Annotated in this window: 14 protein-coding genes; 13 read left to right on the top strand and 1 reads right to left on the bottom strand. The window is 43.5% G+C overall.

From position 1 onward, the window contains the following. Positions 1 to 180 precede the first annotated feature (180 nt). The 7 genes from lpdA to VLA57_RS07080 all read left to right on the top strand — a co-directional run bounded on the left by lpdA (position 181) and on the right by VLA57_RS07080 (position 9,173). The gene (gene lpdA / locus VLA57_RS07110; protein ID WP_333954717.1) at positions 181 to 1,632 is read left to right on the top strand and encodes a dihydrolipoyl dehydrogenase; all 1,452 of its coding nucleotides are present in this window, start codon (positions 181 to 183) and stop codon (positions 1,630 to 1,632) included. A gap of 187 nt (positions 1,633 to 1,819) precedes the next feature. Then, on the top strand, positions 1,820 to 2,986 hold the full coding sequence (sucC, locus tag VLA57_RS07105) for an ADP-forming succinate--CoA ligase subunit beta (RefSeq protein WP_011512489.1): 1,167 nt from the start codon (positions 1,820 to 1,822) through the stop codon (positions 2,984 to 2,986). 104 nt (positions 2,987 to 3,090) lie between these two features. Continuing rightward, positions 3,091 to 3,966 carry a succinate--CoA ligase subunit alpha gene (gene sucD, locus VLA57_RS07100; protein WP_011512490.1) on the top strand — a complete coding sequence of 292 codons (876 nt, stop codon included), beginning with the start codon at positions 3,091 to 3,093 and terminating at the stop codon, positions 3,964 to 3,966. A 107-nt stretch (positions 3,967 to 4,073) separates the two neighbouring features. Next, positions 4,074 to 5,114 carry a UDP-glucose 4-epimerase GalE gene (gene galE, locus VLA57_RS07095; protein WP_041752904.1) on the top strand — a complete coding sequence of 347 codons (1,041 nt, stop codon included), beginning with the start codon at positions 4,074 to 4,076 and terminating at the stop codon, positions 5,112 to 5,114. Between the two features lie 53 nt (positions 5,115 to 5,167). After that, positions 5,168 to 6,052 (top strand): UTP--glucose-1-phosphate uridylyltransferase, encoded by an 885-nt coding sequence (locus VLA57_RS07090; RefSeq protein ID WP_263241047.1) that lies wholly within the window; start codon positions 5,168 to 5,170, stop codon positions 6,050 to 6,052. A gap of 3 nt (positions 6,053 to 6,055) precedes the next feature. After that, the gene (gene pgi, locus VLA57_RS07085; protein ID WP_263241045.1) at positions 6,056 to 7,723 is read left to right on the top strand and encodes a glucose-6-phosphate isomerase; all 1,668 of its coding nucleotides are present in this window, start codon (positions 6,056 to 6,058) and stop codon (positions 7,721 to 7,723) included. A 37-nt stretch (positions 7,724 to 7,760) separates the two neighbouring features. Next, a complete protein-coding gene (locus tag VLA57_RS07080; protein WP_442968864.1) occupies positions 7,761 to 9,173 on the top strand; it encodes a UDP-glucose/GDP-mannose dehydrogenase family protein in 1,413 nt (470 codons plus the stop codon). 150 nt (positions 9,174 to 9,323) lie between these two features. Here the strand turns inward: VLA57_RS07080 and VLA57_RS07075 are convergent, their stop codons facing one another. Further along, complete coding sequence (locus tag VLA57_RS07075; RefSeq protein WP_333954715.1) at positions 9,324 to 10,817, bottom strand: phosphomannomutase CpsG; 1,494 nt, start codon at positions 10,815 to 10,817, stop codon at positions 9,324 to 9,326. A gap of 155 nt (positions 10,818 to 10,972) precedes the next feature. On the opposite strand from VLA57_RS07075, the gene mazG reads away from it, so the two are divergent. The 6 genes from mazG to panC all read left to right on the top strand — a co-directional run bounded on the left by mazG (position 10,973) and on the right by panC (position 17,031). Then, positions 10,973 to 11,836 carry a nucleoside triphosphate pyrophosphohydrolase gene (mazG, locus tag VLA57_RS07070; protein ID WP_333954714.1) on the top strand — a complete coding sequence of 288 codons (864 nt, stop codon included), beginning with the start codon at positions 10,973 to 10,975 and terminating at the stop codon, positions 11,834 to 11,836. A 73-nt stretch (positions 11,837 to 11,909) separates the two neighbouring features. Continuing rightward, complete coding sequence (locus VLA57_RS07065; protein ID WP_227500748.1) at positions 11,910 to 12,221, top strand: ComEA family DNA-binding protein; 312 nt, start codon at positions 11,910 to 11,912, stop codon at positions 12,219 to 12,221. Between the two features lie 164 nt (positions 12,222 to 12,385). Continuing rightward, entirely contained in the window at positions 12,386 to 14,647 is a 2,262-nt protein-coding gene (gene pcnB / locus VLA57_RS07060; RefSeq protein ID WP_333954713.1) for a polynucleotide adenylyltransferase PcnB, read from the top strand. Positions 14,648 to 14,681: 34 nt separating this feature from the next. Further along, complete coding sequence (folK, locus tag VLA57_RS07055; RefSeq protein ID WP_201530550.1) at positions 14,682 to 15,248, top strand: 2-amino-4-hydroxy-6-hydroxymethyldihydropteridine diphosphokinase; 567 nt, start codon at positions 14,682 to 14,684, stop codon at positions 15,246 to 15,248. A 67-nt stretch (positions 15,249 to 15,315) separates the two neighbouring features. After that, a complete protein-coding gene (gene panB, locus VLA57_RS07050; RefSeq protein WP_333954712.1) occupies positions 15,316 to 16,116 on the top strand; it encodes a 3-methyl-2-oxobutanoate hydroxymethyltransferase in 801 nt (266 codons plus the stop codon). 51 nt (positions 16,117 to 16,167) lie between these two features. Then, a complete protein-coding gene (gene panC, locus VLA57_RS07045; RefSeq protein ID WP_333954711.1) occupies positions 16,168 to 17,031 on the top strand; it encodes a pantoate--beta-alanine ligase in 864 nt (287 codons plus the stop codon). Positions 17,032 to 17,049: the final 18 nt, after the last annotated feature.

Here is a 17,049-nt window from a genome sequence, read left to right as displayed (position 1 = left end):
TTATGAGCAATGAGCTAAGAATACTCAGCAGCCATCTTTATCGTCTTTTTAAACGCATCTATTATCTAGCATTTAGATATCGTATTGGTTATCGAATGGATAAGTCGATGGTTTACTAACGAGATAAAATTGGTTTATATGATACCTAACATTAAACTAAAATTAAAATAGGAACGTATTATGAAAGACAGTTATGATTTAGTCGTCATCGGCGGCGGACCTGGTGGTTATGAAGCAGCAATCCGTGCAGGACAGCTTGGCATGAGCGTCGCTTGTATCGAAAAACGCGTTTATAAAGGCGAGCCTGCACTTGGCGGTACTTGCTTAAACGTCGGTTGTATCCCATCAAAAGCATTGCTTGATAGCTCACATCGCTATGAAGCGACTAAGCACGACCTTAATGAGCATGGTATTACTACTGGTGATGTTGCTATCGATATCGAGCAAATGATTGCTCGTAAAGAAGGCATCGTTAAGCAGTTGACTGGCGGTGTTGCTGCGTTATTGAAAGGTAATGGGGTTGACTGGCTACAAGGCTGGGGCACATTAGAAGATGGTAAAGGTGCTGATAAAAAAGTTAAATTTACCGCCCTTGCTGATGAAGCAGAAACGACTATCACTGCTAAAAACGTGATTCTTGCAGCTGGTTCAGTACCGATTGATATTCCAGTTGCCAAAAATGACGGCGATCGTATCGTTGACTCTACTGGCGCGCTTGACTTCACTGCTGTACCTAAGCGTTTAGGCGTAATCGGTGCTGGTGTTATCGGTCTTGAGCTTGGTTCAGTATGGCGTCGTCTAGGTTCAGAAGTTGTGGTATATGAAGCACTACCTAGCTTCTTGGCTGCTGCTGACAAAGACATCGCTAAAGAAGCGGGCAAAATGCTGAAAAAGCAAGGTCTTGATATCCGTGTCGATACCAAAGTGACCAATGCTGAAGTGCAAGGCGATCAAGTCATCGTTACTAGTGAAACCAAAGGCGAATCTAGTGAAGAGAGCTTTGATAAGCTGATCGTTTGTGTCGGTCGCCGTGCTTATTCTGAAAAATTACTTGGCGACGACAGTGGTATTCAATTGACCGAACGCGGTTTGATTGATGTCAATGATCAGTGCAAAACCAATCTTGATGGCGTTTATGCTATCGGTGATTTGGTACGCGGTCCTATGCTTGCGCATAAAGCTATGGAAGAAGGCATGATGGCTGTTGAGCGTATTCATGGCGAAAAAGCTCAAGTTAACTATGACACTATCATCAACGTCATCTATACGCATCCAGAAATCGCATGGGTTGGTTTGACAGAGCAAGAAGCAGAAGCCGCCGGTTATGAAGTCAAAACAGGTTCATTTAACCTAGCTGCAAACGGTCGTGCTCTTGCTCAAAGTGAAGCTCAAGGCTCTATCAAAGTCGTTGCTGATGCCAAAACAGATCGTTTATTAGGCATGCATGCGATTTCTGCTGGTGCAGGCGATATCGTCCATCAAGGTATGATTGCGATGGAATTTGTATCAAGCATCGAAGATTTGCAGTTGATGACGTTTGCGCATCCAACGATCTCTGAAGCCGTCCATGAAGCAGCATTGTCTGCGGATGGTCGTGCGATTCACGCGATTCAGCGTAAAAAACGTAAATAATTTTAATGGCTAAAAATATTTGTATAAAGATATGTTAAGTGTCTTAAATGGTTATTAGATGATGACATGACCATCGCATTGTTCGAATAGCTATTTTGAATGCTGCGTTGGTCTAAAATACAGTAGAGCATTCTACGATGTATGAGTTTTCATTTTTTATTAATGGTAAAAATAAAGGATTCAATCAATGAATTTACATGAGTATCAAGCAAAAGAGCTATTGAAAAGCTATGGCTTGCCAATTCAAGAAGGCATCATTGCCTACAGTGGCGACGAAGCAGCGGCAGCTTTTGACAAAACCCCAACTGATATCGCAGTCATCAAAGCGCAGGTTCATGCTGGTGGTCGCGGTAAAGCGGGCGGCGTGAAACTGGTTAAGACTCGTGAAGAAGCGAAGCAAGTGACTGATGAGCTTATCGGTAAAAACCTTGTAACGTATCAAACCGATGCCGCTGGTCAACCAGTGAATTTCGTTTTGGTTGCAGAAGATATGTATCCAGTACAAACCGAGCTATATCTTGGCGCTGTTGTTGACCGCTCTTCACGTCGCGTGACGTTTATGGCATCAACGGAAGGCGGTGTTGAGATTGAGAAAGTTGCAGAAGAAACCCCTGAAAAAATCTTTAAAGTAAATATTGATCCATTAGTTGGTTTATTGCCATTCCAAGCGCGTGAAGTCGCGTTTAAATTGGGTCTTGAAGGCAAGCAAATCAATCAATTCGTTAAATTGATGTCTGGTGCTTATCAAGCATTCGTTGAAAACGACATTGATTTACTTGAAATCAACCCATTAGCGGTTCGCGAAAATGGCGAGATCGTTTGTGTTGATGGCAAAATTGGTATTGACTCAAACGCTTTATATCGTTTGCCTAAGATTGCTGCGCTACAAGACAAATCACAAGAAAATGAGCGTGAGCTTAAAGCGGCTGAGTTTGATCTAAACTATGTTGCCCTAGAAGGCAATATCGGTTGTATGGTAAACGGTGCTGGTCTTGCAATGGCTACGATGGACATCATCAAATTGTACGGCGGCAAGCCTGCTAACTTCTTGGACGTTGGCGGCGGTGCAACTAAAGATCGCGTTGTTGAAGCCTTCAAGATCATTCTTGAAGACAGCAGCGTTGAAGGTGTTCTGATCAACATCTTCGGTGGTATCGTACGTTGTGACATGATTGCAGAAGCTATTATCGCTGCGATCAAAGAAGTTGACGTCAAAGTACCAGTTGTTGTCCGTTTAGAGGGTAACAATGCTGAGCTTGGCGCACAAATTCTAGAAGAATCTGGTCTGAAATTGATCTCAGCTCAAGGTTTATCAGACGCCGCTCAAAAAATTGTTGACGCTGTTAAAGCTTAATTGCTCAAGAGTATAAGGTGTTTGCTGTTATTCTACCGACGTTAACATTTAACGTAGCAGGATAGGCAAGCGCCTACCAGACAACCGCATACAAGGATAAGATAATGAGTGTATTAATTGATAAAGACACCAAAGTATTGGTGCAAGGTTTTACCGGTAAAAATGGTACGTTCCACTCAGAACAAGCTATCGAATATGGTACAAAAGTTGTTGGCGGCGTAACCCCTGGTAAAGGCGGTCAAACGCACCTAGGTTTGCCAGTATTCAACACCATGTCTGAAGCAATGGCAGCCACCCAAGCAGACGCTTCTGTTATCTATGTACCAGCTCCTTTTGTACTAGATTCTATCATCGAAGCAATTGACGCTGGTGTGAAGCTGATTGTTGTGATCACTGAAGGCGTACCAACGCTTGATATGCTAAAAGCCAAACGCTACCTTGAAACAGCAGGCGATGTACGTCTAATCGGTCCTAACTGCCCAGGCGTTATCACCCCAGGTCAGTGCAAAATCGGCATCATGCCAGGTCATATCCATTTGCCAGGTAAAGTGGGTATTATCTCACGCTCTGGTACTTTGACTTATGAAGCCGTTGCTCAAACTACTAAACTTGGTTTTGGTCAATCAACCTGTATCGGTATCGGTGGCGATCCGATCCCTGGTATGAACCAGATTGATGCATTGAAATTGTTCCAAGAAGATCCACAAACTGAAGCGATTATCCTAATCGGTGAAATCGGTGGTACTGCTGAAGAAGAAGCAGCCGCTTATATCAAAGACCATGTAACTAAGCCAGTTGTTGGTTATATTGCTGGTGTAACTGCTCCTGAAGGTAAGCGTATGGGTCATGCCGGCGCTATCATCTCTGGCGGTCAAGGTACAGCTGAAGATAAATTTAAAGCGTTTGAAGCGGCAGGTATTGCTTACACGCGTGACCCATCAAAATTGGGCGAGAAGCTAAAAGAAGTGACAGGTTGGTAGTATCAGTAGCTAACTGACTGTTAATACTCAAATGACGTTGAAAAATAATGAAGGCACCCCTACAATGGGGTGTCTTTTTTTGTTTGAAAATTGCTTTGGATATCAATATGGAAAATTATAAAAATAAAATATTAGTGACTGGAGGCGCAGGATATATCGGTTCACATACTTGTATTGCACTGCATGAAGCAGGCTACGAGGTGGTGATATATGACAATTTATCTAACAGCAGTTTTGAGGCAGTAAATCGTGTTTCTAGCCTTATTGGGCAGCCTATCGACTTTATCGAAGGCGACATTCGTGATGCTGATTCACTCAGGCAAGTATTTGTCGCCCATCGATTTTTTGGCGTGATTCATTTTGCTGGCTTAAAAGCGGTGGGCGAATCTGTCGCTAAACCCTTGATGTATTATGATAATAATGTGAGTGGTACGATTACCTTACTTAAAATCATGGCTGAATATGAGGTTAAAAAACTAGTCTTTTCTTCATCAGCTACGGTCTATGGTGATCCTGAAATTCTGCCCATTAATGAAGACTCTCCACGCTCCTGTACCAATCCTTATGGACAGAGTAAGCTTACGGTTGAGCATGTTCTAGAAGATTTAGCACTATCAGATAACAGCTGGAGCCTTATTCCTTTGAGGTATTTTAATCCTGTTGGCGCGCACCCATCTGGACAAATTGGCGAAGATCCCAATGATATTCCAAATAATTTAATGCCATATATCTCACAAGTCGCGGTCGGCAAGCTTGATAAATTAAGCATTTTTGGCGATGACTATGCTACGGTAGATGGTACGGGTGTGCGTGACTTTATACATGTAACTGACCTCGCACAAGGTCATGTCGCCGCGCTCAATTATTTAAAGCAGCAAAAGCAAAGCTTAGGTTTTCTTCCGATCAATTTAGGATCAGGTAAGGGAACGTCTGTATTAGAGTTAGTTAGAGCGTTTTCTGCCGTATCAGCTAAAGATATTCCTTTTCAGTTTGTTGGGCGACGAGCTGGTGATATTGCCAGTTGCTATGCTAGTGCTGATAAAGCACAAGAGTTATTAGGATGGAAGGCAAGCTTATCTATTACTGATATGTGTCAAGATACATGGCGTTGGCAAAGCATAAATCCAAATGGTTATAACTCAATATAAGTATTATAGAAAACAAACCCTTATCCATTCTTATTAAGTATGTATTAATCCTTATGAAAAAAATTACTCACGCGGTGATACCCGTTGCAGGCTTTGGTACTCGTATGTTGCCATTGTCTAAATCCGTACCTAAAGAGCTATTGCCGCTTGGTAATCGTCCTGCCATCCATTATGTGGTGGCAGAAGCCATTGCTGCTGGTATTAAGCACATTGTCTTGGTTGGTCATGCACAAAAAAGTGCTATTGAAAATTACTTTGATCTCAATGCCGAGCTTGACAATCAATTGCGTGTTAAAGGTAAGAACGAGCTAGCAGACAGCTTAAACTGGCTACCAAATGATGTGACTATATCGATGATACGTCAGGGTCAGCCATTGGGTTTAGGTCATGCGGTGCTTGCCGCACGCCCAATCATTGGTGAGCATGATTTTGCAGTACTGCTGCCAGATGTGGTGCTTGATCCTTTTAATGGTGATATGTCTGCTGACAATTTGGCGTTTATGATTGACGCTTTTGCTGAAGATAACCATTCGCAAATATTGGTCGATAAAGTAGCCGATGAAGACGTGCACAAATATGGTATCGCTCAATTAAGTGAAGCGCTTATGGATGAGGGCGATATAGATGATAAAACAGATGAGAATGTCAGTTTTAAAGTGGCAGGTTTTGTAGAAAAGCCAAATCTGTCTGATGCGCCATCAAGACTCGCTGTGGTCGGTCGTTATGTCTTTAGTTATCATATTTTTGATTATCTGGCTAATACCCAAGCCTCAGTTGGCGGAGAAATTCAACTGACGGATGCTATTGATGCGCTTATCAGTGAGTATGGTGTCAATGTCACGACCATGCGTGGTAACAGTTATGATGCTGGCGATATGCGCTCTTATATGCAAGCTTTTATATATTTCGCTCAGCAGCAACTAGCCGATGAAGAGTAGTTAATGAACGATACAAAAAACAATAAAGTCTATAGCAGTGCCCGCCATTCTAAATATTGGCAGAAGCTGAAGGCAGCAGCTGAGTCGAAGTGGTCATTAGCTGCCTTGTTTGCACAAGATAATACGCGTACCCAACGTTTTAGTGCTCAAAGTGGGGCGCTGTATATGGACTACAGCAAGCAATGTCTAGATGATACTGTGCTAGAAAGTTTATTAAATCTGGCAAATAGTTGTGAATTGTCCACTCGTATTCAGTCCTTGCTGCAAGGGGCGATGGTGAATACCAGTGAAGAACGTGCCGCTTTGCATACTGCACTACGATTGCCCACCACAGCAAACTTACAACTTGATACGCAAGATGTAGTCGCTGATGTCCATCAAAGTTTGGGGCAAGTTGAACGCTTATCTGAGCGTGTACGCAGTGGGACATGGCGCGGGTTTTCAGGTAAAGCAATTACAGATGTTGTTAATATCGGTGTAGGGGGTTCTGACTTAGGGCCACTGATGGCAACCACTGCCCTTGATGAGTGGGCAGATACCTGTGTTGAGGTCCATTTTGTCTCCAATATGGATGGCACGCAGCTGGATAATTTGCTAAAACATCTAAATCCTGAAACCACTTTATTTATTATCTCATCTAAATCTTTTGGTACCATTGATACCTTATCCAATGCCAAAACGGCACTATTATGGCTGCTTGCAACCGCAAAGCTGCGTGCGGGCACTGAAGACAGTGTATTGCGTCGTCATTTCATCGGTATCTCGGCCAATAGTGAAAAAATGAGTGCTTGGGGTATTCATCCTGAGCACCAGTTGCAGCTTTGGGAATGGGTAGGGGGTCGTTTTTCTTTATGGTCAGCGATTGGTCTTGCCATAGCTATTCGTATCGGTATGTCTGGGTTTAAAGAGCTGTTGGCAGGCGCGCATAGTATGGATGAGCATTTTGCGCAGGCGGATTTTGCAGAAAACTTACCAGTATTATTGGGCTTAATCGCAGTTTGGAATAGCACCTTTTTGCAGGTAAATGCTCATACTGTGCTGCCTTATGATGGGCGCTTAAGCTATTTACCCAGTTATTTAACTCAGCTAGAGATGGAAAGTAATGGTAAATCGGTGACCCAGCATGGTGATCGTATTGATTATGATACCTGTCCTATTCTTTGGGGTGAAATTGGTTCCAATGCCCAACATGCTTTTTATCAGCTGCTACATCAAGGAACGCAGCAAGTCTCTTGTGATTTTATCGCTTGTGTACGTCGCTACAGTGATGAGGCAAAAAATACGCCACTACAACAGCAGCATGAACTGTCTTTAGCCAATTGTTTGGCTCAAAGCCGTGTACTGGCTTTTGGTAATGCTGCTATCGCTGAAACGGATGGTCAAATTGCTTGCGATGCTGATAAATATAAATACTACCGAGGCAACCAGCCTTCTACAACCTTGCTGATTGATGAACTTACCCCGCATAGTTTAGGGGCGTTAATCGCGCTTTATGAGCATAAGGTTTATGTCATGGCTAGTATCTGGGATATCAATCCATTTGATCAATGGGGCGTTGAGATGGGTAAGCAGATGGCAGAGTCCGTTCATGATGCGATGCAGCAAGAGGGCAACGCACCATTCGATACCTCAACCAATCAGCTATTAAAACACATCAAACAGCTTTCTTGAGAGCGCTGCTATATTAATAACCATTAAAGGTACACTCATGAGCGCCGAGACTATGGATAAAAATATGCCCCAATCTGAATCCAATTCGTTTAGTTATTTGGCAAAAAAATCTGCTGTCTGCGTACTTATTGGTCATAGTATTGAGGCGGTGACCAGTGCTGTCGTACTGGCAAGTCTTGGTCAGCAAGTGCATTTATACGCAGACCAAGAGATATTGGCGCAGCAGCTACATCAATATGGCTTTGAGCATCATTTGCAGGCACTATGGCAAATGTATACGCAGCAACAGCACATTATGAGTTTTGCACTGCCTAATACCGCTGATAAGCTTATACAGCTTTATGAAGTAGCAGGTCATAGCAATACGAAGGCTATCGACGAGCAGCAAGAGGTAAAACAACCAAAATCAGTAATCCTATATTGGTTGTTTTTAGACAGTGTCGATTCGGTATGGGTAGAGGATGATTGGCTTACCGCTTTTAATCACAGTCAACAGCAGACACAACCGCTCATGATGAGTGGCATTAAGCAGCTTGGCACTATAGATGCATTGTCTCAGCGCTTAAAGCGTGCTTGGGTCTATTATCTACCGTTCGTTTTCTTAAAAGATGGCGACGCTTATAGCTCTATGTTAAATCCGTCACTATGGCTACTCGGTGAAAAAACCTCTAATAGTCGTCATCATTTGAGTATGCTACAGCCATTAATGCAGCATGCGCGTGCTACTCATTATGCCAATATCGCGACTATCGAATTTGCTCGTAGTAGCATCATGGCGATGCTCGCAACGCGGGTCAGTTTTATGAATGAGATGTCGCGCTTGGCGGATAGTCAACAAGTCGATATCCAGCAAGTCAGCCATATCATGGGGCTTGATGAGCGCGTGGGCAGTAGCTACTTGCAGGCGGGCTGGGGGTTTGGTGGTAATACGCTACCGACAGAATTGCTTCAGCTACAACAATCAAGTCAAGCACAGAGCTTGGCCATGCCGCTATTGCAATCGGTTATCCATATCAACGAAGACCAAAAAGAGCTGATATTTCGCAAATTTTGGCAATATTTTGATGGTTTTATCGATAATAAAACGGTCATGATTTGGGGCGGTAGTTATAAGGCGGGCTCAGGACGGACGGCAGAGTCGGCGATTCATCCATTATTAGCATTATTATGGTCTTATAATATTCGTACGCTGGTTTATAGCGATAAAGCGCAAACGGAGCTAGCAGCGCTTTATAAGCAGCAGCCATTGCTTGAATTGATAAACAATCCTTATCAACAGCTTAGTGAGGCGCAAGCAATCTTTATTATCAGCTGGTTACCAGAAAATAGACTAGATATTGCTAAGCTTAATGAGCAAGCGATGCCCGTATTCGATGCGCAAAATGCCTTGTCACGAACACAGATTGATGGTCTAGTCGGCGACTATATGGGGATTGGTCGCGCTAAATAAGATTTTCTATTAAGTATAAAATAAGCTCAGTAGACAAATAGTTATTAGACTAAAGCTAAATAAAAGCGCCGATTAATATAAAAAATAATCGGCGCTTTTTTTATTTTTATAAGTTTAGAATGTCTTTATTTAGCATTGCAGCTATTGAAGTTAAGCAGGTACAGCACCTTTACTGGCAAGCCATTGTTGAATCTCCTGGGTCTTGGTCTGTAGTAAATCCTCATCACCGCGACTTTCAATATTTAACCGAATTAATGGTTCAGTATTTGAGGCGCGTAAGTTAAAACGCCATTCGCCAAAGTTTAAACTCAAACCATCGAGCATCGATTTGGTTGGGTTTTCGGTACTAAACTTTTCTTCGATAGCGCTAATAATCGTCTGCGCATCATGCGTGGTCAGATGAAAGTTCAGCTCGCCTGAGCTTGGATAGGCTGCAATATAACCACTGACCAATTCTGACAAGGTTTTACCGGTAATCGATAATAGCTCAATGGTCAGCAGCCAAGGAATCATACCGCTATCGCAGTAGAAAAAATCGCGAAAATAATGATGCGCTGACATCTCGCCACCATAAACCGCGCCAGAATCACGCATCACCTGCTTGATAAATGAGTGCCCAGATTTACTAATAACGGCCTTACCGTTATGCTCATGGATGACGGCTTCGGTGTTATAAATTACCCGTGGATCATAAACAATCGACTCGCCCGCATACTTATTTAAAAATGCTTGCGCCAGCATCCCAACGACATAGCTACCATCGATAAATTCGCCGTATTCATCGAATAAAAAGCAGCGATCAAAATCGCCATCAAAGGCAATGCCAAGGTCGGCTTTATGTGCTAACACCGCTTGCTGAGTGGCGGCTCTATTAGCCAAAATCATCGGATTAGGGATGCCATTAGGAAAACTACCATCAGGCTCATGATGCAGTTTAATCACTTCAATCGGCGCACCAGCTTGTGCTAACTTATCGATTAATAAATCAACCACGGGACCGGCGCTGCCATTGCCTGAATTTATAACCAGTTTAAGTGGTTTTAATTTGTCAGTATCAATAAAAGTCATCACATGATTGATATAGGTGCTCTTATCCGTCAGTAATTGTAGGTTGCCTAAGGTGTTAGCAGTGGTGAATTGCCCCGATTCTGCTAACGCTTGAATCTCTGCCAAACCATCATCGGCGCTAATCGGTTTTGAGTGCTCTTTGACCAATTTTAAGCCATTATAGTTAATCGGATTATGACTGGCAGTTACTTCGATACCGCCTAATGCCTGATAATAACTGGTGGCAAAATAAACCTCTTCTGTACCTGTCATTCCCAAATCAATCACATCGACGCCAGCATCTAGCATACCTTTGATTGTCGCTTGTTTTAACTGTTCACTTGAATGGCGAATATCGCTGCCAATAACGATAGCTGGTTTTAAGTTTTTCAGTTCAGCGGTAGCATCATTATCGGCACTGTTATAACGCTCGAATAAAATTTGCGCAAAGGCATGGCCGATACGGTAAGCGATAGCTTCATCGAGATTGACACCAAGCTCGCCGCGGATATCGTAAGCTTTAAATGAATCAATTTTAATCGGTGTGAACTGGGTTTGAGTCGCATAGCTGGCATTATTGGTATCGGATGTGGGCATAACGATAAAATCCTTGCGTTTAAGCAGTGAGATGATAATTAAGTAGGTTACCCAATTATAAGCTAATCAGTGTTCAATGCTACACTAACGACAAAATCGTTATAAACTTAATAGGGTTCTATTGAATAACCAATAAAAATATAAGAGTGTTTTTTATGAATAGCTTAGAAAATAAAATAACAGCGCCTACACCGGTATCAGGAACGCCAGAAGCAAGTGGCGAGTTAGCGGATCTGTTGTCCTTAATGGCACGGCTGCGAGCAGATTGTCCATGGGATAAAAAACAAAGCAACCATAGCTTAATTCCGTATGCGATTGAAGAAGCCTATGAGCTCGGCGAAGCGGTACAAGGCGATGATGATGAAGACATTAAAGGCGAGCTTGGTGATGTGCTGCTGCAAGTGGTTTTTCATTGTCAGATGTACGCTGAACAAGAGCGCTTTGATATGAGTGATGTGATTACCACTTTACAAGAAAAGCTGATTCGCCGGCATCCGCATGTGTTTGAAGCAGAAACGCTTAAAGATGAAGCCGCGGTAAAAGAACGCTGGGATGAGATTAAGGGGGAGGAACAACAAGTGCGCGCTGCACGTGGTAAACCACAGCGTCGTTTGGACAATACCAAAGCAGGCAGCGCGCTGATGCAAGCGCAGGATGTGCAAAAACAGGCGTCAAAACTGGGTTTTGATTGGGAAGGCGTCAGCGGTGCGTTCGATAAGCTTAATGAAGAAATTGCCGAGCTAAAGGCTGAGATTTTAGATAAGCCAAAAGTCGAGATACAAGATAATATTGCCGATATTGAAAAAGAGCTTGGCGATTGCATGTTTGCGCTGGTCAATGTCGCCCGTAAACTAAACCTCGACGCTGAAACTGCGACGTTGACCTGTGTGCATAAATTCAAATCACGTTTTGGCTATATTGAAGACCAGTTAGCTGCCGCTGGCAAGCGTTTAGAAGACAGCGATATCAATGAGATGGATGCGTTATGGGAAACGGCGAAACAACATGAACGCACCTAGTAAGTATTTACTCGCTACCTTGCTCCCTAAACTACTCCAAAAAAGGGGTTTTTATTTAGTGGGCATGCTTTCTATGATTTTTACGTCAATTAATGCTGCTAATGCAGCACCGTGTTTTGATAATGCCCAAAGTGCTTATAACTACTTATTGACGCAAGAGACAGCGCAAAATCAAGCACGTATGCAGTCAATCATTAATATTAATCGAGCAACAGAAGGTGAGCTTACGTTGCTACATGGTATCGGTAGCAATAAGGCGCAAGCCATTATCCTATATCGTGAGATGTTTGGCAGTTTTAGAACGGTTGATGAATTGACAAAGGTAAAGGGTATTGGCGCAAAAACCGTTGATAAAAATCGAGGACGTTTGACCGTGCAAGATTAATCGCTGTATTTTACTTTAATTAACCCCAATATTGACAAAATAGCATGTAAGTAACTGTCTAAATACACCCACCATGGCCAAAATTTGTTAAACTAGCACGTACATCCGCCTGATTGACGCTGTGTTCGTCAGGGTGGTTAAGAAAAAAGGCAAGGAGTAGATGCATGGCCGAGCGTGCCGCCAAGCAGTTAGAACTGAATAAATCTGAATTACCCAATTCTATTACCGAAGTAATCGCAACCTTAACCCGAGCTGGGTTTGACGCCTATATCGTCGGTGGTGGCGTGCGTGATACCTTGCTAGGACTGCGTCCAAAAGATTTTGACGCGGTCACTGATGCCAAGCCTCATGAGATTAAAGACGTCTTTGGTAAGCGCTGCCGTATTATCGGTCGCCGTTTTCAGTTGGCGCATGTGTACTCTGGGCGTGAGCTTATCGAAGTAGCCACCTTCCGTGGGCCACCTATTAACGATTCTAATACCAATCAAGACGGTATGATTCTGCGCGACAATGTATGGGGTGATATCAAACAAGACTTTGCCCGTCGTGATTTTTCTATCAATGCCCTTTATTATCAGCCGCTTAAAGGCATAGTTCATGATTTTTGCGACGCGCTTGAAGATATTGACAATAAAATTATCCGTTTATTAGGCAATGCACCGATTCGTATCGAAGAAGATCCGGTCAGATTGCTGCGTGCTTTGCGTTTCAAAGCAAAATTGGGTTTTGAGTTTGATAGCGAATTAGCCGCACAGTTCCATGATGGCAACTGGTCATTACTTGAGCAAATCTCTCCGCACCGTCTCTATGATGAAACGCAAAAGATGTTTACCGGTGGTTATTTAGTACCATTATTACCGTTATTGTTTGATTCAGGCGCGATTGATAGCCTCATCATTTATCCGCCTTCTGAGCCAAGTGCCTTAGTTAAGCAAGTCGCTATTAATACCGACAAACGTATTGCTGCTGGCAAAAGTATCAACCCAGCATTCTTTTATGCCGCTTTGCTGTGGGAGAACTACTTACATCAACTAGAAAAAGCCAAAAAGCGCAATATGCCTTTTGCGGATGCACAAATGCATGCAGCAGGCAAAGTGATTGATCGTCAACGTATCAAGACTGCCATTCCAAAATTTGCTGAACAGTTTATTCGTGATATCTGGATATTGCAGCCAAAACTGGCCGCGCCGCGTAGCAAACAGATTGTACAGCTATCTGAGCATCCACGTTTTCGTGCCGGTTTTGATTTCTTATTATTGCGCGAGCAGTGCGGTGATGCAGAGCATCCACTTTCTGAATCGACTAACGATATGGGCGAGTGGTGGCAGACCTATCAAACCTTGACTGAGCAGCAGCAGGATCAAGCGATTGATGACTTTGATGAAAATATCCGCCGTGGTGCTTATAAACAAGGTCAGCGTGGTCGTGGACGCAATCGTCAAAAGCAGCAGAATTCGAATGACAATGCTAAGTTAAGTCAGTTAGATAGTGACTATCAAGATAAAGCGCTGAGTAATGGTCATGCAAAACCAGCAATGGTTAATGATGCCTCAAATGTGCCATCACGTCGTCGCCGTGCCAGTCAGCATACTTCTGCTAATAGGAAAAGTTATAGCCCGCAGCAACTCACACAAGACAATAATGAGCTGGCACAGTTGCAGCAATTGTCTTTGGCGAGCAGTAATAATGGTAGCAATCAGCAGCACACGCCGAAACCTGCCCCATTGTTTGTCATAGAACAGGGCAACGTCGTACCGCCTTTGAAAAAGCAGCTATCTGGTTCAGATAAAGCACTGCCTAAAGCGACGCAAAAAGCGCCTATTCAAAAAGTGCTTGAGCAAGCAACAGTTAGTAACAAGGCATCGGCTGATAGTCAATCGCAGCCGCAAGAAAAAGCTGTTAATAAAGCGAGTGACTTAACTAATAGATCGCATGCACCAAAAGAGTCAGTGAATACTCAGGTGTCTTCAACTAATGCTCGTAGCTCCGCTTATGCAGAGCGCAACGTCGCGCAGTCACCAGCACTTGTTAGTATGAATAATGAGCCGATACCGCACAAGCGCCGTCGTCGTCAGCCTACTGTGATTGAAAATAGTGATATTGTCGCAGAGGTTAGCAGTGCTAAAGAAGCAACGACATTAGACACTAGTAGTAATGAGAAATCATCTGGGAAGTACGCAAAAAAAGTGCCTAAATTAGCTGTTGGCTCTACTGATAACGTCATTGATAAAGCACCGAAACCCGCTAAAGCATCAAGTACTAAGTCTACTAAAGCTAAACGAGACGCTAGTAGTCAAAGTGCTACTAATCAAAGTTCTAACGAACACCAAGATGCTAATAAAGTAGCTAACAGTAATATGAATGCCAATAAAGGCCGTGTGCCATCGAAACGTCGCCGTCGTCAGCCAAGCGTCAATGACGTTTAACGTTGACAGCGAATATAAGAGTAAAGTGATAACGATGAACACGCGCTTTAATAATACTGATTTTGATAGCAAATCTATCGCCATTTGCTCTTGGGTCACTTGTTATGTTGGCTTGGGTAGCAATCTGGCAAATGAGCTTGGGGCGCCTGTTGATCATTTACAGCACGCGTTTGAGATGATGCAAGAGCAAGAAAAGATACGCACTGTGCGTATTTCTTCATTCTATGCCTCGGTACCGATGGGACCGCAAGATCAGCCAGATTTTGTGAACGCCGTTGCTGGCTTTGAAACTATATTTACGCCGTTTGAGCTGCTGACATTTTGCCAACAGTTGGAGCAGCAAGCAAAACGCGCCCGCCTGCGTCATTGGGGTGAGCGTAGTCTTGATGTGGATATATTGTTATACGGCGATAAGCGGATTTCTGAGCCAACATTAACGATACCCCATGTGGGTTTGCATGAGCGTAATTTTGTTTTGATACCGTTACGAGAGCTCGCACCTGAGCTAATGATTGTAGGAAAGTCGATAATCGACTATCCCCAAAGCAGCGATTGGGCAGGTTTGAAGCTGTTAGAACATGATGCGTCAAGTCATAAATAAAGAGACATTCATTTAAAGTGAATGACAGTTGATTGATATTCATAAGTATTGAGGATGATATAACGATATGACAACGTTATCTACTTTAAATAAGTTTAAAGAAGACGGTACCAAATTTACTTGTCTGACCTGTTATGACGCCATGTTTGCGCGCATGATGGAAAAAGCGCAGATTGATACGATTTTAATCGGTGATAGCTTGGGTATGGTGGTGCAGGGTCATGATTCAACCTTGCCTGTTACGGTCGATGATATGGCTTACCACACTGCTAATATCGCCCGCAGCAATAAGCACGCACTTATTTTAGCGGACTTACCCTTTATGAGCTACGTGACGCTGCCTGAGGCCGTTGTTAATAGCCGCAAGCTGATGCAGGCAGGCGCTCATGTGATTAAAATTGAGGGTGGTCGTGAGCTTTGCGAGTTGATTACAACATTAGCGCAAGCAGGTACGCCAACGTGCGTGCATTTAGGCTTAACACCACAGTCGGTAAACGTTTTTGGCGGTTATAAAGTTCAAGGTCGCGGCAATGAAGCAGGTCAAAAACTCCTTGACGATGCAAAAGCTGTGGTTGACGCTGGTGCAGCGCTTTTGGTACTAGAATGCGTCCCTGCTGAGCTTGCTAAAGCAGTAACGGAAGCCGTTGCTGTGCCCGTGATAGGCATCGGGGCAGGCGCCGATACCGATGGTCAGGTATTGGTCATGCACGATATGCTCGGTATGGTTCATGGTCGCGCGCCGCGTTTCATCCATGATTTTCTGACTGATGAGCGTAACACTGAGCACAGTATCGAAGGCGCATTTGCCTTGTATCAGCAGTCAGTAAAGGAAGGTAGTTTTCCAACAGAGCAGCACCAGTTTAGCTAAGCAAATATAGAATTTCAGTAATTAGGTCCATCAGTAAAAGAGCAGTTAAACATGCCGACGATTCATTACCATATCTCAGACTTACGCGTTGCTCTGCAGCCTTACCGAACAGCGCAGCGCATTGCCTTAGTACCTACAATGGGTAATCTACACGATGGTCATCTGGAGCTGGTAAAAATTGCCAAACAGCATGCAGAGATCGTGGTGGTTAGTATTTTTGTCAATCCAACGCAGTTTGGGGTTGGTGAAGACTTTGATAGCTACCCTCGTACCTTAGATGAAGATGTAACAAAGCTTGCCATGGTTGGCGCTGACTATGTTTTTTCTCCTACTATTGATGAGATGTATCCGGTATTACCGCCGCCGACCACTATTCTCGCTGGGACTATTACTGAGCAACTATGTGGCAAAACTCGGCCCAATCATTTCGATGGTGTCGGTATTGTTGTCTCTAAACTCTTCAATATCGTGCAACCTAACATAGCCGTATTTGGGCAAAAAGATTATCAGCAATTAGCCATTATTAAGCAGTTGGTTCGTGATTTGAGCTATTCAATCGATATTATTGGCGCGCCTATTATTCGTGCTACTGATGGCTTAGCGTTATCATCGCGCAATCAGTATTTAAGCGAGTCTGAGCGCCAAACAGCGCCTATCTTACAGCAGGAGCTGCAGTATTTAGCCAAACAGATTACCGATAATAAACAGCCGTTAGAGGTGCTTTTGACAGCAGCTCACGAGCGTATTACTGGTGCGGGATTTATTATTGATTATCTAGAAGTAAAAACAACTGAGCTGACGGCTGTTGATGATGAGAGTATCAATGACCATCAAGTCTTGGTTATTTTAGTGGCTGCATGGCTAGGTCGTGCACGCTTGCTAGACAATCGATTGGTCACGATTAATAAAGTTTGATCACACTGCTATTTATAA

The organism is Psychrobacter sp. S4(2024), assembly GCF_036861305.1.
GTDB classification, from domain to species: Bacteria; Pseudomonadota; Gammaproteobacteria; order Pseudomonadales; family Moraxellaceae; genus Psychrobacter; species Psychrobacter cryohalolentis.
This window is presented reverse-complemented; position numbering and strand designations above follow the sequence as displayed.